The 20,051-nt window shown below is 64.6% G+C and carries 17 protein-coding genes; all 17 read right to left on the reverse strand.

Features of this window, described 5'->3' with window-relative positions:
- Positions 1–22: 22 nt before the first annotated feature.
- A complete protein-coding gene (locus BUS06_RS02650) occupies positions 23–757 on the reverse strand; it encodes an RNA polymerase sigma factor FliA (RefSeq protein WP_074262865.1) in 735 nt (244 codons plus the stop codon).
- A 28-nt stretch (positions 758–785) separates the two neighbouring features.
- Positions 786–1,655: a MinD/ParA family ATP-binding protein gene (locus BUS06_RS02655; RefSeq protein WP_074262866.1), complete on the reverse strand. Its 870-nt coding sequence runs from the start codon at positions 1,653–1,655 to the stop codon at positions 786–788.
- Positions 1,648–3,579: a flagellar biosynthesis GTPase FlhF gene (gene flhF, locus BUS06_RS02660; RefSeq protein WP_074265871.1), complete on the reverse strand. Its 1,932-nt coding sequence runs from the start codon at positions 3,577–3,579 to the stop codon at positions 1,648–1,650. Before flhF ends, BUS06_RS02655 begins: the two co-directional genes overlap by 8 nt.
- A gap of 204 nt (positions 3,580–3,783) precedes the next feature.
- Positions 3,784–5,886 (reverse strand): flagellar biosynthesis protein FlhA, encoded by a 2,103-nt coding sequence (gene flhA / locus BUS06_RS02665; RefSeq protein WP_074262867.1) that lies wholly within the window; start codon positions 5,884–5,886, stop codon positions 3,784–3,786.
- Complete coding sequence (gene flhB, locus BUS06_RS02670) at positions 5,883–7,091, reverse strand: flagellar biosynthesis protein FlhB (protein WP_074262868.1); 1,209 nt, start codon at positions 7,089–7,091, stop codon at positions 5,883–5,885. Before flhB ends, flhA begins: the two co-directional genes overlap by 4 nt.
- Before the next feature lie 252 nt (positions 7,092–7,343).
- Positions 7,344–8,618, reverse strand: coding sequence for a DUF3443 family protein (locus tag BUS06_RS02675; protein ID WP_074262869.1), 1,275 nt, complete (start codon positions 8,616–8,618; stop codon positions 7,344–7,346).
- A gap of 23 nt (positions 8,619–8,641) precedes the next feature.
- On the reverse strand, positions 8,642–9,160 hold the full coding sequence (locus BUS06_RS02680) for a DUF2844 domain-containing protein (RefSeq protein ID WP_074262870.1): 519 nt from the start codon (positions 9,158–9,160) through the stop codon (positions 8,642–8,644).
- Positions 9,161–9,442: 282 nt separating this feature from the next.
- Positions 9,443–10,150 carry a protein phosphatase CheZ gene (gene cheZ, locus BUS06_RS02685; protein WP_074262871.1) on the reverse strand — a complete coding sequence of 236 codons (708 nt, stop codon included), beginning with the start codon at positions 10,148–10,150 and terminating at the stop codon, positions 9,443–9,445.
- A gap of 1 nt (position 10,151) precedes the next feature.
- Entirely contained in the window at positions 10,152–10,547 is a 396-nt protein-coding gene (cheY, locus tag BUS06_RS02690) for a chemotaxis response regulator CheY (RefSeq protein WP_074262872.1), read from the reverse strand.
- A gap of 113 nt (positions 10,548–10,660) precedes the next feature.
- Complete coding sequence (locus BUS06_RS02695) at positions 10,661–11,761, reverse strand: protein-glutamate methylesterase/protein-glutamine glutaminase (RefSeq protein WP_074262873.1); 1,101 nt, start codon at positions 11,759–11,761, stop codon at positions 10,661–10,663.
- A gap of 5 nt (positions 11,762–11,766) precedes the next feature.
- Positions 11,767–12,546 carry a chemoreceptor glutamine deamidase CheD gene (gene cheD / locus BUS06_RS02700; RefSeq protein ID WP_074262874.1) on the reverse strand — a complete coding sequence of 260 codons (780 nt, stop codon included), beginning with the start codon at positions 12,544–12,546 and terminating at the stop codon, positions 11,767–11,769.
- On the reverse strand, positions 12,543–13,493 hold the full coding sequence (locus tag BUS06_RS02705) for a CheR family methyltransferase (protein WP_074265872.1): 951 nt from the start codon (positions 13,491–13,493) through the stop codon (positions 12,543–12,545). The genes cheD and BUS06_RS02705 overlap by 4 nt, the downstream gene beginning before the upstream one ends.
- A 201-nt stretch (positions 13,494–13,694) precedes the next feature.
- Entirely contained in the window at positions 13,695–15,569 is a 1,875-nt protein-coding gene (locus BUS06_RS02710; RefSeq protein ID WP_074262875.1) for a methyl-accepting chemotaxis protein, read from the reverse strand.
- Positions 15,570–15,612: 43 nt separating this feature from the next.
- Positions 15,613–16,128, reverse strand: coding sequence for a chemotaxis protein CheW (cheW, locus tag BUS06_RS02715; RefSeq protein WP_074262876.1), 516 nt, complete (start codon positions 16,126–16,128; stop codon positions 15,613–15,615).
- A gap of 64 nt (positions 16,129–16,192) precedes the next feature.
- Entirely contained in the window at positions 16,193–18,499 is a 2,307-nt protein-coding gene (gene cheA, locus BUS06_RS02720) for a chemotaxis protein CheA (protein WP_074262877.1), read from the reverse strand.
- An 83-nt stretch (positions 18,500–18,582) separates the two neighbouring features.
- Positions 18,583–18,960: a response regulator gene (locus BUS06_RS02725; RefSeq protein ID WP_074262878.1), complete on the reverse strand. Its 378-nt coding sequence runs from the start codon at positions 18,958–18,960 to the stop codon at positions 18,583–18,585.
- Positions 18,961–19,038: 78 nt separating this feature from the next.
- Positions 19,039–20,046, reverse strand: coding sequence for a flagellar motor protein MotB (motB, locus tag BUS06_RS02730; RefSeq protein WP_074262879.1), 1,008 nt, complete (start codon positions 20,044–20,046; stop codon positions 19,039–19,041).
- Positions 20,047–20,051 lie beyond the last annotated feature (5 nt).

Genomic DNA, 20,051 nt, shown 5'->3' on the forward strand with positions numbered 1-20,051 from the left:
TGAACCGCCGGCCGCCGTGGTGTTACTCCGCTTCAGCCTTGGCCCAGGCCATCTCGCGCAGACGCGTGCGCAGCCGTGCAACCGCCTGGCTATGCAGCTGGCAAACCCGCGATTCGCTAACTTCCATCACCGCACCGATCTCGCGCAGATTCATGCCGCGTTCGTAGTAGAGCGACATCAACAGCTTTTCGCGTTCCGGCAGACGCTCGATCGCTTCGACCAGCGCCGAGCGCAGGCTTTCGTCGAGCAGTGCCGAGAGCGGGTCCGAATGATCGACGCAGTAGCGGTCGAGGAACGGCTCATCGTCGGCGGAGCGATCGAAGTCTTCGTAGTAGATCAGCTGGCTGCCATGCAGGTCCTGCAGCATCGCCTGATACTCGTCGAGCGGCATCTTGAGGTGACCGGCAATTTCCGTCTCGCTCGCCGAACGGCCGAGTGTCTGTTCGACCTGATGCACGGCCGTCTCCACCTCGCGCGAGGTGCGGCGCAGGCTGCGCGGCAGCCAGTCGTTGCTGCGCAACTCGTCGAGCATCGCGCCGCGGATCCGCTGGCTCGCATACGTTTCGAACTGCGCGCCCTGGTCTTCCTTGTAGCGACTCGCAGCATCCAGCAGGCCGATCATGCCGGCCTGAATCAGATCGTCGAGATCGACACTCGCCGGCATCTTCGCTACCAGCTGCAAGCCGAGCCGCCGCACCAGCGGTGCGTATTTGGTCAGAACCTCGGCTTGGGAAATCTTTCCCTGAGCGTTGTACATCGTGCTCCCCTTGTCCGCGCCCCGCCCTTCAGGCGTGCTGCACAGACGGTTGGTCGGCGTGTTGCGCCGCTGTTACTGCCGCCGGCGCCACCCATTGGTGACGTGACGACATCGCTGGCCGCATTGGCCAGTACTGCAATTCGGCGGCGAGGTGCCGATAGTCCCGCGCAGCAGGGGTCGACGGAAACGCGTCGACCACGCAGCGCGACAGTTCGAGCGCCCGGGCCATGCGCGGGTCGGCGGCGATACAGCCCGCGCCTTCCAGCGACACAGTCAGATAACGCCCCGCCACCCCCGCGAGGTTTTCAAAAGCGGTGTGCGCGTCGGTGACGCTATGCACATGGTTCACCAGCACCCGGAACTGCCCGATGCCGTGCGCGTAATGCAGCCGCTTCATGCAGGCATACGCATCGGTAATCGCCTGCGCAGCGACGCGCGTGACGATCAACAGGTCGTGCGCCTGCATCGCCAGCGCAGAGAGCTGGCCGAGCCGGTCGAGTTGCGCATCGATCAACACGATGTCCGCGGGACCGTCCAGCACCACACTCAGTTGCGCCGCCGTGTAGCCTTCGCGATTGCTGCGCGAGGCGCTCAGCACTGAAAAGCCCAGTGCATGACGCGCTACGGCGGCGTCGAGCGATATCTCGCCGCGTACCACGGCGGCGAAGTTGGCCGCCCCCTGTACGCCGCCGAGCATGGCGCCCACCGAGTAATCGCCAAGGCACTCGTCGATCACGAGTACATCCTTGCCCTGCTCCACGAGTGCCGCCGCCAGATTGACGACGGTCGTGGTACATCCGACGCTGGTCGAACCGCCCGTTACCGCCAGCACTCTTGAACCGCTGCGGGCCAGCAGGCGCCGCAGTCCTTCTGCCTGATCCGAGACGACCTTATCCAAAGCGGACCTCGTGCAGTTCGGCCGTCGAGCGTGCTGAGAGCGCCGAAAGCAAGGCCGGAATATCGTCGTCCTGCGGCACGAACGGCGAACTGTCGCGCGGAATGCAGAAAGCGCTTTTGATCAGGAATTTCTTGGTTGCGACGTACAGGTTCTCGGGCACCTTCTGCCCGGTCGAGACGTAATGCACCGGCAGCTTGTAGCGGATCACCGTGTCGAGTACGCCGCCCAGGTTGGTCGCTTCATCGAGCTTGGTGAGGATGCAGCCGGCGAGCGGCTGTTGATCCGGCCCGCGCTGATAGGCCTGCACGACTTCGTTGAGCGTGTCGCCATGGCACGTTGCGTTCAGCAGCAGCAGGCGCTGCACCGGTTGTCCGGCGCGGCACAGCATGGCGATCTGGTCGGAGACGAGGCGGTCGCGCTGGCTCATGCCGATCGTGTCGATCAGCACGATGTGCTTGTTGCGCAGCTCGGCGAGCGCCAGTTGCAGATCGGCGCCGTCCTTCACCGCGTGAACCGAAACGCCGAGGATCTTGCCGAAAATGCGCAGTTGCTCGTGACCGCCGATCCGGTAGCTGTCGGTCGTCAGGAGTGCCACCTTGCTGGCGCCGAAGCGCATCACGCAACGCGCGGCAAGCTTGGCCGTGGTCGTGGTCTTGCCGACACCCGTCGGGCCCATCAGGGCGAACACGCCGCCGCGCTCCATCAGCGCGTCTTCGTTTTCCATGATCGGCAGGTTCGACTCGAGCACGTTGCGCACCCAGTCCATCCCGCCTTCCATGTTGTCGATCTCGGGCGGCAGGTTGTCGACCATCATCTGCACCAGTTGCGCGGAGAAACCGGCGGCGAACAGGTGCTTGGTGAGCGAGGCGCGCGTCGGGCTGCGACGCTGGCGGTCGGCCCACAGGAGACCGGCGAAGTGTTCCTCCATCATGCCGCGCATCGAGGAGAGCTCGCTCATCACCGTTTCGTTGACGACCTGCTCCATGCGAGCCTTGATCGCTTCGGTGACGCTGGCGGTGGTGCCGGCTGCGGCACGTGCGTCGTCCGCCGGAGTGGCCGGGCTCGGCTTCCTGCTAGCGCGGCGCGCGGCGAGTTGTGCAGCTTCGCGGGCCCAGTCGGGCGTGTCGGCGAGGTTCGACGGCTGACGCGTGCCGACCTGGATGTCGACCGGTGCGCCGAGGCCCTTGGCCATCGCGGCGGCCGGTGTCATCGACGAAGGCCGTGCGCTGTAGGCGCCTTGCTGCTTGCCGGCGATATTGCGGGCGTGGTCGATCAGCCAGGGATTCGTTTCCGCTATCGTGCGCGGCGTGGCCGGCGAGAACGGCATAAACTGCGGCGCCGGGACGCCGGCGGCTTTCAGCACGTCGGCGCGGATGTCGTCGCCCGAGCGCGGCATCTGCGGCATCTGCGCCTGCGGTGCGGCTTGCATCGAAGGCGCGCTTTGCGCCGCGTGAGCGGCTTGAGCCTGCGGCGCGAGCGGTGCGGCCTGAGCCGACGAAGCGTACGGCGAGGCCGTGGCCGGCTCTTCCGTTACGGCTGCCTGTGCGGGTGCAGCGGCTTGTGCCGGCGCGTTGCTGGCCGACATGCTCTCCGTGCCGGCTTCCGGGCTTGCGCCGAACACCGACGAAAACACGTCCGGCATGCCGCTCGCGTACGGATTGGACTGCATCATCGGCGTGCTGCGCGGTGCCGGTGCTGCCGGGCTCATCGCAGGGGCCGCGCTGTTTGCGCTGCTGCCGTTATTCGCGCCGTTACGCGCCTTCGGAGCGATTGCCGCGAGCTCGCTATCGGCGAGCGCCACGATCTCGACGGTGCCGTCTTCGATCGTGCGGTTCGACAGCACGACCGCGTCGGGGCCCAACGCCTCACGAACGAGGCGTAGCGCGTCACGACTGGTAGCACCGACAAATTTACGAATGTTCAAGCTGGACCCCCGATGAGGTTGACGGACCGGCGACATACCGCTTTCCATTGAGATCGATTATTGCGAAAGATGTCGAGAGACCATCGCTTGATAAAGACAGGGAAAAGCAGGCAATTCGCGTGATGGGTAGTACGCCGGGGCCGCGCTGCAAGGGTCCCCAAATGAAAACCGGCGCCTGAAGCGCCGGTCTGAAGCGTGAGCGGGTTAGCCTTTCCCGCCTATCAGATTCACCACCTTGACGTTGCGGGTGTCGGGCACCTCCGCATACGACAGCACCTTCAGCTGCGGCAGGTTGCGGCGCAGGAAGCGCGCCAGCATCGGCCGCAACGCGTGCTGCACCAGCAGCACCGGCGCGAGCCCGAGGTTCTGCTGGCGCGTCATGGCCTGTTGCGTCTCGGTCATCAGCGTGTGCGCGAGACCCGGTTCGAGACCAGGGTTTGCCCCAGTCGAAAGCGCCTGCGAGAGCACGCGTTCGAGGTTCGAATCGAGGCCCATCACCTGCATGTCGCCGGTGCCGGGGAACCACTGTTGCGTGATCGCGCGGCCCAGCGCCAGACGCACGGCTGCCGTCAGCTCGTGCGCGTCGGTAACCTTCGGCGTGTGCTCGGACAGCGCTTCTAGGATCGTGCGCAGGTCGCGGATTGGCACACCTTCTTCCAGCAGGTTCTGCAGCACCTTCTGCAGCGTGGTGAGCGAAAGCGCCTTCGGAATCAGATCGTCGACCAGCGACGGCGTGTCCTTCTGCATGCGCTCGATCAGCGCCTGGATTTCGCGGCGGCCGAGCAGCTCGGAGGCGTGCGTGACCACCAGGTGATTCAGGTGCGTCGCGACCACGGTGCTCGAATCCACCACGGTATAGCCGTACACCTGGGCCTGCTCGCGCAGATTGGTGTCGATCCAGATGGCCGGCAGGCCGAACGCAGGATCCTGAGTCGGCGTGCCCGGCAGCGCCGCGCTCACCTGCCCCGGATTGATGGCCAGCCACTGGCCCGGATAGGCCTCGCCGACGCCGACCTCGACGCCCTTCAGCGCAATCCGGTAACCATTGGGGCGCAGTTCCAGGTTGTCGCGGATGTGGATCACCGGCGGCAGGAAGCCGATTTCCTGCGCGAACTTCTTGCGGATGCTCTTGATCCGCTTGAGCAGTTCGCCGTCCGAATTCTTGTCGACGAGCGGAATCAACCGGTAGCCGACTTCGAGACCGAGCGTGTCGATCATCGTCACGTCGTCCCAGCTTGCTTCGGTGTTTTCGGTCGGAGTCAGCGCAGCCGGCGCCACTGTGGCGAGGGCCGCGGTGCTCTTCGCTTCCGTCGCACGCTTCTTCATCATCCGGCCAAGCTGGATCAAACCACCGCCCAGCAGCAGGAAGGCGAAGTGCGGCATGCCCGGGATCAAGCCCATCAGCACCAGAATGCAGCCCGTGATGATCAGCACGCGCGGGTTCGTAAACAGCTGCCCCGTCAGCTGCGTGCCGATGTCTTCGTTGGTGGCCACGCGCGACACGATCACGCCGGCGGCGGTCGAGATCACCAGCGACGGGATCTGCGCGACGAGGCCGTCACCGATGGTCAGCAGCGTGTAGTTCTTGGCGGCGGCGGCGAAGTCCATGTTGTGCTGGACCACGCCGACGATCAGCCCGCCGATGATGTTGATCACCATGATCAGCAGGCCGGCGATCGCATCGCCTCGCACGAACTTGCTGGCGCCGTCCATCGAGCCGTAGAACTCGGCTTCCTGCGCGACTTCGAGGCGGCGGCGGCGCGCCGCGTCTTCGTTGATGATGCCGGCGTTCAGGTCGGCGTCGATCGCCATCTGCTTGCCGGGCATCGCGTCGAGTGTGAAGCGCGCGGACACTTCGGCGATCCGGCCCGCACCCTTGGTGATCACCATGAAGTTGATCACCATCAGGATGATGAACACCACGATCCCGACCGCGAAGTTGCCGCCGACCAGGAACTGGCCAAACGACTCGATCACCTGTCCAGCGGCAGCCGGGCCGGTGTGGCCTTCGAGCAGCACGACCCGGGTGGAGGCCACGTTCAGCGAGAGGCGCAGCAGCGTCGAGAACAGCAGCACGCTCGGGAATGCGGCAAAGTCGAGCGGCTTCATCGTGTACATGCTCACCAGCAACACCATCACGGACAGCGCGATGTTGAAGGTGAACAGCAGATCCAGCAGGAACGGCGGCAACGGCAGGATCATCATGCCGAGGATCATGCAGATCAGCACCGGCCCTGCGAGTGCCCGCAGGTTGGTGTTGCTCAGCGAGTCCGGCCGTCGGGACAGGAAACCGGCGCGTGCGTTCATGCGGAGGCTCCAGATGCCTTGTCGTCTTCGTTAAGCGCTTCGGCGGCTTCCTGATCCGCCTCTTCGTCGGATACCGGACCCTGGTCCAGATCGGCGGGAACTTCGAGTTCGGTCGGGGCAACCGGCACCACGCCGCCTTCGGTCTTGAAGCGGCGCAATTGATAGACCCATGCGAGCACTTCCGCGACCGCGCCATACAACTGGCCCGGAATTTCGCGGTCGAGATCGACGTTGTGATACAGCGCCCGCGCCAGTGGCGGGGCTTCGAGCAGCGGCACGTTGTTCTCCACAGCAAGCTGGCGAATCCGCGCGGCGACGAGGTTCACCCCTTTGGCGACGACGCGCGGCGCGCGCATCTCGCCGTCGCTGTACTGCAGCGCGACCGCGAAGTGCGTCGGGTTGGTTACCACCACGTCAGCCGTCGGTATCTTGGACATCATCCGGCGCCGCGCGGCTGCGCGCTGCTGCGCCCGGATGCGGGCCTTGAGTTGCGGATCGCCTTCGTTTTCGCGGTGTTCGCGCTTCACTTCTTCCTTCGTCATCCGGAGTTTCTTGTGGTAATTCCAGATCTGATACGGGACATCGAGCGCTGCCACGAGGAACATGCCGGCGACCGTCATGCCGCAGCACACGGCGATCAGGTGAGCCGCATTGGCGAGCGCCACGGTGAGCGGCTGGGTCGCGAGCGCGAGGATCTCCTCGCGGCGGTTCCAGACCGAGACGCCTCCGACCCCGCCCACGACGATGGTCTTGGCGAGCGACATGCCGAGCTGGATCGGCCCGTTGATCGAAAAGATCCGGCCAAGGCCGGCCATCGGATCGAGCCGGCTGAATTTGGGTTGGAGCGCTCCTGAGGAGACGTGCCAGCCGCCCAGCGCGAGCGGCGAGAGCAGCGCGGCGCCGCCGGTCAGGGCGAGGATCGGCACCAGCGCACGGAGCGCCTGCATGCCGTCGACACTTGCGCCGATCAGCATGCGCCGGGTTTCGAAGACGCTGTCGTGGTTGAACATGAGCGCGCCGCGCAGCATCGATCCGAGATGATCGCCGATGCTCCCCGACAACGCCCAGACGCCATAGAAACCGGCCGACAGCAAGGCAAACGAGACCAGTTCCCGCGAACGAACGATCTGCCCTTCCTCCCGTGCCTTCTCCAGGCGCCGGGGGGTGGCGTCTTCTGTTTTTTCGAGGTCGCTTTCCCCTGCCACGCAGCTCTCCAGACGGTCGAGGCACCATGCCCAATTCCAGTGAGAGCGATTATTCCTGCAGAACTCAAGCCATGATCGGCGGATAAGGACGGGGAAACGGGGGTATTTCGGGAGATGGAGCGGCGCGGGGGGCCGCTACGGGCGGGAGGGGGAGGGGCCGGGCGAGGAGCCGGGGGGCGCTGCCGCCGAGGGCCGCCCGTTCCGGGGCCGGGAGGCGTGGAACGGGCGGAACGGGGCGCCGTGGACCCTGGATCAGTAGCCGACGTAAGGTGCCTGGCCGCCGCTCGCGGTCTGGTCGATGCCGAAGTACATATAACGGCCGTAGAAGAACGGCAGGCCGATGTCGAAGCTACCCGAGGTGCCGATCTGGCCAGCGAGATCGTTGAAGGCGTAGTTGTTGCCGTTGCTGAACAACGTCGACGCGCTCAGGATCCCGACGTTAGCCGCAGCGGAGACGCCGTTCAGGCCAACCACGGTGACCGTGCGCGTCTGCGCCGTCGAAGGGCAATAGAAGCCGCTGAAATTGCTGCCGCACAACGCCAGGGTGCTGTCGGTGAAGAAGTAAGCGTTCGAGCCGGAATCGAAGAAGGCCGACAGCGTGCTGCCGTTGAACGTGCTGTTGTTAAGGTCACCGAAGGCATCGGTCGTGAAGGTCTTCGCCGCCGCGAGCGCGTTGTTCGACTGCGTGCCGATGCCGAACACCAGCGTACCGGTGGCTGATCCAGCTCCGTTGTTCGAAACGGGCGCCATCTCGACAATCACGCCGTTGTTGTCGGTGGGGAATTTCGTGACCGGGTTCGTCACCTGGTTGGCATTCGGCACCTGAGCGGTCGTGCAGCTCGAGCTTGAGGTCGTACACGCGTAATAGTTGCTGAACTGGGCAAAGGTCGTCGAACTCGCGCAGGTCGCGCCGCAATCGTAAGGTGCGTTGCCAATGCCAAGAATGCCATTGGCGCCAAGCGCGCTGGGAGTGTTCTCTTCGGAGCCGTTGGCACAGCCTGTCGGCACACTGTTGTTCAGGTCACCCAGCACCTGGACCGGAATGCCGGCGGTCGTGGTCTCGCCGCCAATTGTTACGGTTGCCGTGCGTACCGAGCCCCACGAAAAGCCATCCGCGAAATTCGTGCATTCAGCCAGCGTGCCGGACGCACCGCTGGGGATAGCAGCGTCAGGCAGCGCAACGCTCAACACGCCGCTGGCGATCCGCAGCCCATACGAACCGGTATCCACCTGCACATTTGGAATGGTCTGGCAGGTACTCGTCCCGGGCACGCAAACCGTGACGCTCACCGTCGGAATGTTGATGACGTTCGCCACGCCCGTGCTCACCGTGATCGCGGCGGTGTTGGCCGCAGTCGCCGCAACCGGCTGTGCGGTCGGGCTGGCCGGCAACGAGCCGTTATTCGCACTCGACGAACTGGAACTGTTGTTGCTGCCACCGCCTCCGCCACACGCGGCAACCAGCGACACCAACGCGACCGTCACCGCGACCTGCGCCCACCCTCTGAGCTTTGCTGCAAATTGCATGTCTCGTCTCCCGTCCGTCACTGTCAGTGGATGTCGGAACCGCTGACGCCGGCAGGCAGCGCCTGCGGCAGCCATGCATCACCCGAGAATGCGCCCATATGGCCACCGGAATGGACCACCAGGCCGCTCTGCTCGACCGCGACCGGACCGTGGCCGCCGCGCACCGCGCGCACGGCCTCGACACCGGCCAGGTATTGCGGGAAATAAGTACCGAGCAGATTGTTCAGATCAGGCATTTGCGGCCCGTTCCAGCCGAGGCCGAAGACGGTGCCGTCCGCGGCGAGATACTCGCGCACGACTGTGCCGCTGCCGTAGGTCGTCTGACGTACGGTGTATGAAGAACTGCTGCTGGCTGCGGAGGCGGCGCCGGATGCGGCGTGTAGAACGGCGACAGGGGAAACGGTCTGGGAACTGACGGACGCGCCGGCGGGCGGCGTCATCGGACTCCCGCCCAGCGCCGCATGAGCGGACTGAACGGCGGGCACCACGCAGGACAATCCGAGCGCTGTCATGACGACGGCGCGGCGTACACGACTCAGCATAGCCACACTCCTCCCGGTCAACTGCGATACGGCCCGTGCATCGCACGTGCGCTCGCATTTATCCAAGATCATACGGTACCGGGCCACTGCTCCGCAGGAAGGTTTCCTCCAGGGTGCCTGGCCGGGGTATCCGCTATGCGCGATGGCTAGCCGGCAAGAAACCTGCGCCCGGAGTGCGGGACGGTACACGGCGGCGCCGAACGCTGTGGAGCGGGGCGCGTGCCATGTTCGACCGCCGGGAGCCGGCGCGGTTCAGATGTGGAAAGCTGTTCGAAAGCCGTGTCAGAAGCCAAGGCTCGCCAGCAGATCGTCGACTTCGCCTTGATCCTGCATCACGTCGGCCTTGCCTTCCGGGTTGATCTGCGGCCCGTTCAGCAGGTTCTCCGGGCTGCCGGTCGACGAGGGTTCGGCCGCCAGCGCCGCTGCCGTTGCTGCGAACTGCTCGCGCCGTTCAAGCGCGATGTTCTCGATCAGCACGCCGAGCAGTTGCTGCTCGATCAGATACACGACCTCGGTGATCTTCTTGATGACCTGGCCGGTCAGATCCTGGAAGTCCTGCGCCAGCATGATCTCGAGCAGCTGCTGGTTGGTGGCCGTCGTCACCTCGGGCACGCCACGCAGAAAGGTCCGCGTGTCGTTCATCAACGCGCGCACTTCCTCGCGTTCGATCGGCGCCGCATACCATTGCTCCCAACGCGCGTCGAGCACCGCTGCGTCCTGCTGCAACTGCTCCTGCAACGGCTTGGCGACCTCGATCGAGCTCAGCACCTTTTCGGCTGCCTGCTCGGTCATGTTGGCAATGTACTTCAGACGGTCGCGCGCGTCGGGCACCGCTTCGGCGGCGCGCTCGACGTGCTTGTCGATGCCGAGCTCGCGCATCGAGTCGCGCAGTGTGCGCGTCAGTTGCCCGATGCGGGCAAGGATGCGATCGCTTGCAAGGTCGCCGCCGTCTTGCGCTTCGACGGCTGCCGCGTTGGTCGGCTGGTTCACGTCAGCTCCCGGCTTTCGCCATCTTCTCGAGAATCTTGTTGAGCTTCTCGTCGAGGGTTACCGCTGTGAACGGCTTGACCACATAACCGCTCGCGCCGGCCTGCGCCGCCGCGATGATGTTTTCCTTCTTCGACTCGGCCGTCACCATCAGCACCGGCAAATGCGTGAGGCTGGCATCCGCGCGGATCTCCTTGAGCATGGCCAGACCGTCGAGGTTCGGCATGTTCCAGTCGGAGATCACGAAGTCGTACTTGCCGCTACGCAGACGCGCGAGACCCGCCTGGCCATCTTCCGCCTCGTCGACGTTCGAATAGCCCAGCTCCTTCAACAGATTGCGGACGATCCGGCGCATCGTCGGAAAGTCATCTACGACCAGAATCTTCATTCCCTTATCCATTTCAATTCCCTTTCCCTAAACCCAGATGGTGCAGCGAGTGTGTCGACTGGAGTCCGCGTTTCAGCGCTGACTCAGGTCCCATGCAAGACGCCTGCGTTCTGACCCGGCGCGCATCATACCCGCTGGACGCGTTCACCCATTGACGAAAGACGCGCCATGACGCGCCGGCTCATCTCGGGCAGCGAGGTGATTTCGTCGGCAGCGCCGAGTGCGATCGCCTCGCGCGGCATGCCGAACACAATGCAACTCGCTTCGTCCTGCGCAAGCGTATACGCGCCTGCTTTTTTCATCTCCAGCAGTCCAGCCGCACCGTCGCGGCCCATTCCCGTGAGAATCACGCCCACCGCATTCTTGCCGGCGTGCTGCGCAGCGGAGCGGAACAACACGTCGACAGACGGACGGTGCCGATTTACCGGCGGGTCGTCGGAGAGGTGTGCAATATAGTTCGCGCCGCTACGTGCTAGCAACAGGTGAGCGTGACCGGGGGCAATATACGCGTGTCCCGGCAGCACACGTTCGCCGTGCTCTGCCTCTTTAACGGTAATTCTGCACAAGCCATTAAGGCGTTGAGCAAAAGATTTTGTAAACCCTGGCGGCATATGCTGTGCGATCAGCACCGCGGGGGCGTCTGGCGGCAGCGGCACGAGCACTTCGCGGATCGCTTCGGTGCCACCCGTCGAGGCGCCGACGATGATCAGCTTTTCCGTACTCAGCAGCGGGTTGTTGAAGTTCGGCGCCGGCGTCGCAGCCTGGGCACCCGCCGCGTGGCCGGCCGCCGTGCCGGCGTGATGCACCGGAGCGGCCTGGCGCACGCGGGCGCGCGCAGCGGCTCGGACCTTGTCGGCGAGCTTCTCCGAGTAGTCGAGCATGCCGTCGCGGATCCCGACCTTCGGCTTGGTCACGAAATCGACCGCGCCCAGTTCCAGCGCGCGCAGCGTGATTTCGTTGCCGCGCTCGGTCAGCGACGACACCATCACCACTGGCATCGGCCGCAGACGCATCAGCTTCTCGAGGAAGTCGAGACCGTCCATGCGCGGCATTTCAACGTCGAGCGTCAACACGTCCGGGTTGTGCTGCTTGATGAGTTCGCGCGCGACCAGCGGGTCGGGCGCGGTTGCGACGACGGTCATGTCCGGCTGGCCATTGATGATTTCGGTCATCAGGCTACGGATCAGCGCCGAATCGTCGACGCACAATACCTTGATCTTTTGCACAGCTCTCACGCCTCCTCGGCAGTTCTGGCGTTGTTTGAATTATTCGGACGCGGGCTCGCGCCAAATAGCTCGATGCGCGGCTTCGCAGCCGGGGCGCCCGTCCCTGAACCAGCAGCGGCCCTTGCACCAAACAGTTCGATCTTTGGCCGGCCGCCAGCCGGCGCGGCAAACAGTTCGACGCGTTCGCGGGCCTTTGCGAGACGCTCGGCGCGCTGCTCGGAGGTCTGCCGGGCAAGCGCCTGTTCGCGCTCGGCCACCCCGGCTTCCTGCTGCAGGCGCAGTTTTTTCACCATCACCTGGCCGGTGCGCGGCATGAAGGCGACCTTGCGCGGATGGCCGCCTTGCAGATCCTCGGCGGTGATGCGGATTTTTTCGAGCGCCAGATAACGGCGCACGAATTCCGAATTGCGATCGCCGATGTTCATCGTCGTCATGCCGGCCAGCACCGCGGCGCCGCCGAATACCTTGGCTTCGAAACGTTCGCGCCGGCCGCCCGCCTTGATGAGCTCGTTGATGAGCACTTCCATCGCATAGGCGCCGTAACGCATCGAATCCGAGGCGGCCTGGCCGACGTCAGCGCCGTCGTCCGGCAGCATGAAGTGATTCATGCCGCCGATGCCCGCCGTGTGGTCGCGGATGCAGGCGGCCACGCACGAGCCGAGCACGGTAACAAGCACCATGTCGTCGTGGGTCGTATAGAACTCGTTCGGCAACAACTTCACGCCGGGGCGCTGGAAGTGATTGTCGAAGTACAGATTGGTGGCGATCGGCAGGGCGCTACTCATACAGTCACCCCGCTAGTCGACGAGTGAGCCGGTTGGGTCTGGCTGCGTTGGCCGGCGCGCGCTGCGCCGCCGTCGCGGGTCAGTTCGTAAACAGTCTGGCCACGCAGGCGGAATGCCTGGGTCACGTAGGTGAAGTTCTCCGAGTGACCGGCGAACAGCAGGCCACCGCCCTTCATCAGCGGCTCGAAGCGCGACAGCACCTGCGACTGGGTCGGCTTGTCGAAGTAGATCATCACGTTGCGGCAGAAGATCGCATCGAACTGCGAGCGCAAACCGTAGTCGCGGTCGGTCAGGTTCAGCTGCTGGAAACGGATCATCGCGCGCACTTCCGGGCGCACTTTCACCATGCCCGCGTGCGCGCCGGTGCCCTTCAGGAAGAAACGCTTGAGCCGTTCCTGCGAGAGGTGCTTGACCTGATCGAACTGGTACATGCCTGCTTCACCCTTGGCGAGCACCTGGGTGTCGATGTCCGTGGCGAGCACCGTGGCCTGGCGCGCGGCGCTGTCGCCGAGCGCTTCGATTAGCGTCATCGCGATCGAATACGGCTCTTCACCGGTCGAAGCCGCCGAGCACCACACCGACACGGGTCCCTGACGGCGTGCGACGAATTCAGCGAGGATCGGGAAATGGTGCGCCTCGCGAAAGAACGCGGTCAGGTTGGTGGTCAACGCATTGGTGAACGCCTCCCACTCGGCCGGATCGTTCTCCGACTCGAGCAGATCGAGGTATTCGCGGAAGCTGTCGAGACCGCGCGCACGCAAACGACGCGCGAGCCGGCTATACGCCATGTCGCGCTTATGGTCCGACAGCGAAATGCCGGCGCCGCGGTGGATCAGTTCGCGAATGCGAGCGAAATCCGCCGAGGTGAATTCGAAATCACGTCCCGGGTCAGCGGCTTTTGCCGGTTCGACCTTGTCGGGACGAAGCTGTGCGCGCGTTACCATTATCAAAGTTCCTGCCTGCGATACGAAGCGTCGCTCGCGGCCTCAGGGGAATTCCCTGCGGGGCGAGTGATGTGCATCGCGGGGTCGCGCCTGCCCGCGAATGTTTCCTGACCGACGGCTCGAACCACGCCTTGCGAGCGTGCTTCAATGAATCGCCCGTACTGCGGCGAGGAGCCGAAAGCCTGCATAACTAACCATCTTCCCTTAGAACGTTTCCCAATCTGCATCCGGGCCTGCCGCGGATGCGCCTGTTGCGGCCGGCCGTGCTGCGGGCGCCGCGGCGCTGGCCGAGGTCTTCGGCCGGAGAGCGGGTTCGGTACGTGCCGGTGCGCTCGCGCGCGGTGCGTCGTGCTTGATGTCCTGCTTCGCGTCGTGCTTTGTATCGTGCTTCGCGTCGTGTCTGGCTGCCGCTGCCGGCGCATGGCCTGACGCTGCGGCCGCCTTCGGTGCGGCTGCCACAGGTTGAGCTGCCGCGCGCGGCGCGGCTTTGCTGCGTGCCGCAGCAGCGCCGGCGGCGCGTTGTCCGCCTTCCACGCGCCAGCCGCCCACCACGCTGCGCAATTGCCGCGTCTGCTCTTCGAGCGACGCCGCCGCTGCGGCCGCCTGTTCGACGAGCGCTGCATTCTGTTGCGTGACTTCGTCCATCTGCACCACGGCGCGGTTGACCTGTTCGATGCCGGTCGACTGCTCTTCCGACGCCGCGCTGATCTCGCCCATGATGTCGGTCACGCGACGCACGGCCTGGACGATCTCTTCCATCGTCGAGCCTGCGCGGCCCACCAGGGCCGAGCCGCTTTGCACCTTGTCGACCGAGTCGCCGATCAGTTCCTTGATTTCCTTGGCGGCGCTGGCGCTGCGCTGCGCGAGGTTGCGCACTTCGCCGGCCACCACTGCGAAGCCGCGGCCCTGCTCACCCGCGCGAGCTGCTTCCACAGCAGCGTTCAGCGCGAGGATGTTGGTCTGAAAGGCGATCCCTTCGATCACGCTGATGATGTCCACCACCTTGTTCGAGCTGGTGGCGATGTCCTGCATCGTATGCACGACCTGGCCCACTACGTCGCCGCCACGCGTCGCGATGTCCGACGCGTTGACCGCGAGCTGGCTCGCCTGGCGGGCGTTCTCGGCGTTCTGCCGCACGGTGCCCGTCAGTTGCTCCATGCTCGATGCGGTCTGCTGCAACGAAGCGGCCTGCTGCTCGGTGCGCTGCGACAGATCCGTGTTGCCCATGGCAATTTCGCGCGCACCGGTGTCGATCGATTCGGTGCTGCCGTGCACGCCTTTGAGCATCGTCGAGAGGCTGTCCTGCATCTGCTTGATGCCGCGGAACAGGCGTCCGATTTCGTTGGTGCTGGACACCGTTACCGCGTGCGTCAGGTCGCCTGCGGCGATCCGCTCGAAACACTCGGTGGCGTCCATGAGCGGCTGCACGATCAGGCCGCGCAGCGCGATGCGGATCACCACCACCAGCACCAGCGCGAACACGCCCACCGCGATGATCAGCGAGGTCATCAGCGTGACGTTCGACTGCGCCGCCGTCTGCTGATCGGCCGCGCGTTGCTGCAGTGCCTTCACAACCGCCGAGGCGGAGTTGTCGTAGGCGATAAAGAGCGGGCTGATTTTCGTATCGGCAATGGCGTGAAAGGCGGCCTGGTCGCCTGCGTGCAGCGCTGCGAACTCCGGCTCCACGCCGTCGTGCATCACGGTTGCGCGGCGCGCCAGCAGGTCGTCGAGCAAGGCCTGATCGATGCCGGATTTGGGCGCATCGAGAAACGTCTGCCAGCTCTCATTGCCCTTGCCGAGCAGCTCCTGGCCACGGTCCAGTACCTTTTTCGCTTCGTCGGCATTGCCGGCGGCAGTGAGCGTGTTGTACCGGTCGACCGCAACGCGCGAGCGCAACAGATACGACGAGGCATCGTCGAGTGCGTGAATAGCCACCAGATCGCCGCGCGCAATGCCGTCGAGCGACTGGCTGGCGCGGCTGAGCGCGGTCAGGCCGAGCGCGCCGACTACGAGCGTGAGCGCCACCAGAACGATCCCGACCACGGTCAACGAGGTTCGAATCGACCACCTGCTTAGCATCTTGATGCTCCCTAATGTCCCGTCACATGCATGCCGATCGCGGTTATCCGCCGATCGTTTCGATCAAAGCCATTTCGCGGCTGGTCATGAGCTTTTCGATGTCCATCAGGATCAGCATGCGGCCGTCGACCGTACCGAGACCCGTCAGGTATTCAGTGGTCAGCGTCGCGCCGAATTCGGGAGCCGGCATGATCTGGTCCACCTGCAACGTCAGCACGTCCGACACGCCGTCCACCACCATTCCGACCACGCGATGCGCGACGTTCAGGATGATCACCACCGTCTGGTGGTCGTACTCTACGCGGCCCAGATGAAACTTGATGCGCATGTCGACGATCGGCACGATGATGCCGCGCAGATTGATGACGCCCTTGATGAAGTCCGGTGCGTTCGCGATGCGCGTCACGCTGTCATAGCCACGAATTTCCTGCACCTTCAGGATGTCGATGCCGTACTCTTCGGCACCGAGCGTGAAGACGAGAAACTCCTGGCCGCCAGCGTCTGCCTGCAGCGCATCGCGGCGGCTGACGCTCGAATTGATGGATTGGACTTCTGCCACGTTAGCCCCCAAACGGTTGGGATGAAATAAGTTAAGTAAAAAGTTGCCCGAGGTTGCCCGAGGCCTATGCGAGACTCATTGCGCCGTGCGCGTTGCGCGTCTCGCGGTTCAGCGCCGCCACGTCCACGATCAGCGCGACACTGCCGTCGCCGAGAATGGTCGCGGCGGAAATGCCGTGCACCTTGCGGTAATTCGTTTCCAGATTCTTCACGACCACCTGTTGCTGGCCGACCAGTTCGTCGATCAGCATGGCGAAGCGCCGTCCTTCGGTCTGCATGATCGTGACGATGCCTTGGGTCGGCTCCTTCTTGGCGTCTTCCACCGAGAACACTTCGTGCAGCGCGACGAGCGGCAGGTATTCACCGCGCACGCGCACCACGCGTTCGCCGGCGGCCACCGTGTAAATGTCTTCTGCCTGCGGCTGCAGCGACTCCATCACGAAGTTCAGCGGCAGAATGAAAATCTCGTTGCCGACCTTCACCGACATGCCGTCGAGAATCGCCAGCGTGAGCGGCAACACGATGCGCGTGGTGCTGCCCTTGCCTGCCTGCGAGCTGATCTCGACGTGACCGCCCATCGCCTGGATGTTGCGCTTCACCACGTCCATGCCGACGCCGCGGCCCGACACATCGGTCACCTGTTCGGCGGTCGAGAAGCCCGGCAGGAAAATCAGGTTCCAGACTTCGTCGTCGGTCATGCTTTCGCTGACCTGCATGCCCTGCTTGGCCGCCTTGGCGAGAATCTTGTCGCGGCGCAGACCGGCGCCGTCGTCGCTCACTTCGATCACGATGTTGCCGCCGTGATGCGCGGCCGACAGCACCAGCTGGCCGGTCGAATCCTTGCCCGCCGCGCGCCGTGCTTCCACCGTTTCGATACCGTGATCGAGACTGTTGCGCACGAGGTGGGTCAACGGGTCGATGATCCGCTCGATGAGGCTCTTGTCGAGTTCGGTCGCCTGACCGAAGGTGACGAGTTCGACTTCCTTGCCGAGCTTCGCCGCCAGATCGCGCACCAGACGCGGGAAGCGGCTGAACACGTAATCCATCGGCATCATGCGGATGGACATCACCGCTTCCTGCAGATCGCGGGCATTGCGCTCCAGTTGCGCCATGCCGTTGAAGAGACGGTCGTGCAAGGCCGGATCGAAGGTGCTGGTGGTCTCGGCCAGCATGGCCTGGGTGATCACCAGTTCGCCGACCAGGTTGATCAACTGGTCGACCTTCTCGACGCCGACCCGGATCGAACTGCCTTCGGCCGCGGCCGCAGCCGCCGGACGCCCACTCTTGCGGTCGGATTCGCCTGCGCCCGCTGCTGCCGCGGCCGGTGCCGGCGCGGGAGCAGGGGCCGGTGCGACCGCCGCCGGCGTGGGCGCCGGAGCCGCAGCCGGTGCTGCCTGCGCCGGCGCTTCGAACAATCCGTGCGTCGGCGCTGCTGTGCTTGCCTGCGGCGCGGCAACCGGCGCGGGGGCCGGTGCCGGTGCAGGCGCCGGTGCATGCTCCGCAGCGGCAGGCGTTCCAGGTTCGCCTTGCTGCGATTCATCCACCGGTGCTGTGCCGCGGCCAATCGAGATCTGACTGTCGTCGATCACGAAACAGCACACGGCGATGATGTCGTCGGACGTGACATCGGTCTGCAGCCACAGCGTGAAATCGCCGCCCGCCTTGACCTGCCCAACGATATGCCCCAGGTTGCCGAGCTCTTCGGCCAGCAGTTCCTGGTCCTTCTCACCTACACCCCGTAGCGTGATTTTCAGATGCGGGCCGCTGTCTTCGGCGGCGGTCCCGGTTGTTGCTGTTGTTGCTGTTGTTGTTGCGCCGGTCTGGGCCGGTTCAATGCCTGATATCTCGCTCGCCACGTCGACGGCCTGATCGACCACGTGCGACGGCGGCGGGCCGTCATCGGCCTCGACGACTGCCGAAGCCGACACAGCCACTTCCGGTGCTGCCGCAGCGGCCGGTGCCGGCTCGCTCTCGCCGCGGATGCTTTCCGCGTAGAGATGTTCGAGCTTGGCGCAGATCGCTTTCGCCACCGCCGCGTCCGGCTCGGCGCTCGCGCGGTAGTCGGCGAGCTGGCCGGACAGCACGTCCTTGGTCTCGAGGAACGTGTCGATCATGTCCTTGCGCAGCACGAGTTCGTTGTTGCGCGCGCGATCGAGCAGCGATTCGAGGATGTGGGTCGTTTCGGTCAGTGCCGTAAAGCCGAAGGTCGCTGCGCCGCCCTTGATCGAGTGCGCCGCACGGAAAATCGCTGCGAGGTCTTCCGGATCCGGATGGCCAATGTCCAGATTGAGCAGCAACTGCTCCATCTGCGCGAGCAGTTCGTCCGCTTCGTCGAAGAACGTCTGATAGAACTGAGTGATATCGAGTGTCATGCCTGGGTCACCGCGAGAGATCCTGTCTGGGCTTTGGCAGCCGTGCCGCTTGTCTAAAGGCGCTGTTTAAAAAGTTGTGTGGCTCAGGCCTCGCCGGGCTCGGCAAGCGCCGCGACCAGCTCGGTCAACATGTCCGGGTCGAGCGGTTTTTCAATCCAGCCGGTCGCCCCCGCCGCTCGCGCCGCCTCCTTGAAAGGTTCGCCGGATTCCGTCGTAAGGACGAGGATCGGCGTCGCCTGGTAAGCCGGGTTGCCGCGCAGCGCGGCGATCAGATCGAGGCCGGTTCTGCGCGGCATATGCTGGTCCGTCAATACGAGGTCAAACGACATCGCGAGCGCATTCTCGAGGCCCTCTTCGCCGTCCGCGGCGAGCGTCACCTCATAGCCGGCCGTCGTCAGCGTGGCGGAGAGAATCTGCCGCATCGATGCCGAGTCGTCGATTGCCAGAATGTGCCTGATCATTAAATCCTCGCTGCGCTCACTATGAATCGCCTGACTGTGCCGCGGATGCGCGGCGGCACGGACAGGCCATCGTGTCTTTCAATGCGGCGCCACGGTGGGCGCCTTCGGTGCAACCGTCGGCGGTTGCGCAATCTGTTGCAGCAGGGGCGCCTGCCCCGAACCGGCGGCATCGTCCGACAAGGTGGTCGTGGTCGAGTCGTCGTGCATCATGGCGTCCTCGGACTTCTTGTTCAGAACCAGAATGCTGATCCGGCGGTTTTCGGGGTCGAGCGGATCGCTCTTGTTCAGGTTCTGCGACGACGCCATGCCGATCACGCGCATCACCTTCGCTTCGTCCATGCCGCCCGCGATCAGCTCGCGGCGCGAAGCGTTCGCACGGTCCGCCGACAACTCCCAGTTGCTGTAACCCTTCTCGCCGCCGGCGTACTGCACGGCGTCTGTGTGACCTTGCACGACGATGCGGTTCGGCACGTCGTTCAGCGTGTTGCCGATGGCGCGCAGGATGTCGCGCATATACGGCTGGACCTCGTCGCTGGCGGTGTCGAACATCGGCCGCTTCTGCGAGTCGACGATCTCGATGCGCAGCCCCGTCAAGGTCGAATCGATACGGATCTGCTGCTTGAACTGACGCAGCACCGGATTGGCTTCGATCGCGGCCATCAGCTTGACCTGCAGATCGTGCAGGCGGGCCTGCTCCTGGCGCTCGAGTTGCCCCTGCGCCTGGTTCACCGCTTCGTCGTCGCTATGCGCGACGGTATGCTGCGCGCGCGCGGTCGTGCCGTCGCTCTGACGCGTGATGCCCTGCGAGTCGGTCGAAATATCGCGGCCGCCGCCCTTCAGGACGCTCGAATCTTCGGCGCTGCGGTCACCGCCCCACAGCGTGATCTTCAGCGGCTGGTTGAAATAGTCCGCGATACCGCGCAACTGCACCGTGGTCGCCGAACTGAGCAGCCACATCAGCAGGAAGAACGCCATCATCGCGGTCATGAAGTCCGCGTAGGCGAGTTTCCAGGCGCCGCCGTGGTGCCCCGCCTTCTTCGGCGCGGAACGCTTGACGACAATTGCGCGGTCTTTATCCTTGCTCATCGAGT

The sequence above is a fragment of the Paraburkholderia phenazinium genome (genome assembly GCF_900141745.1).
GTDB classification, from domain to species: domain Bacteria; phylum Pseudomonadota; class Gammaproteobacteria; order Burkholderiales; family Burkholderiaceae; genus Paraburkholderia; species Paraburkholderia phenazinium_B.

Bases quoted from the DNA above. Each gene is read 5' to 3' on its own strand.
- BUS06_RS02725 (WP_074262878.1), bottom strand. From the start codon at position 18,960: ATGATCAGGCACATTCTGGCAATCGACGACTCGGCATCGATGCGGCAG.
- cheY (WP_074262872.1), bottom strand. From the start codon at position 10,547: ATGGATAAGGGAATGAAGATTCTGGTCGTAGATGACTTTCCGACGATG.
- cheA (WP_074262877.1), bottom strand. From the start codon at position 18,499: ATGACACTCGATATCACTCAGTTCTATCAGACGTTCTTCGACGAAGCG.
- BUS06_RS02680 (WP_074262870.1), bottom strand. From the start codon at position 9,160: ATGCTGAGTCGTGTACGCCGCGCCGTCGTCATGACAGCGCTCGGATTG.
- cheD (WP_074262874.1), bottom strand. From the start codon at position 12,546: ATGAGTAGCGCCCTGCCGATCGCCACCAATCTGTACTTCGACAATCAC.
- BUS06_RS02710 (WP_074262875.1), bottom strand. From the start codon at position 15,569: ATGCTAAGCAGGTGGTCGATTCGAACCTCGTTGACCGTGGTCGGGATC.
- motB (WP_074262879.1), bottom strand. From the start codon at position 20,046: ATGAGCAAGGATAAAGACCGCGCAATTGTCGTCAAGCGTTCCGCGCCG.
- flhA (WP_074262867.1), bottom strand. From the start codon at position 5,886: ATGAACGCACGCGCCGGTTTCCTGTCCCGACGGCCGGACTCGCTGAGC.
- BUS06_RS02675 (WP_074262869.1), bottom strand. From the start codon at position 8,618: ATGCAATTTGCAGCAAAGCTCAGAGGGTGGGCGCAGGTCGCGGTGACG.
- BUS06_RS02650 (WP_074262865.1), bottom strand. From the start codon at position 757: ATGTACAACGCTCAGGGAAAGATTTCCCAAGCCGAGGTTCTGACCAAA.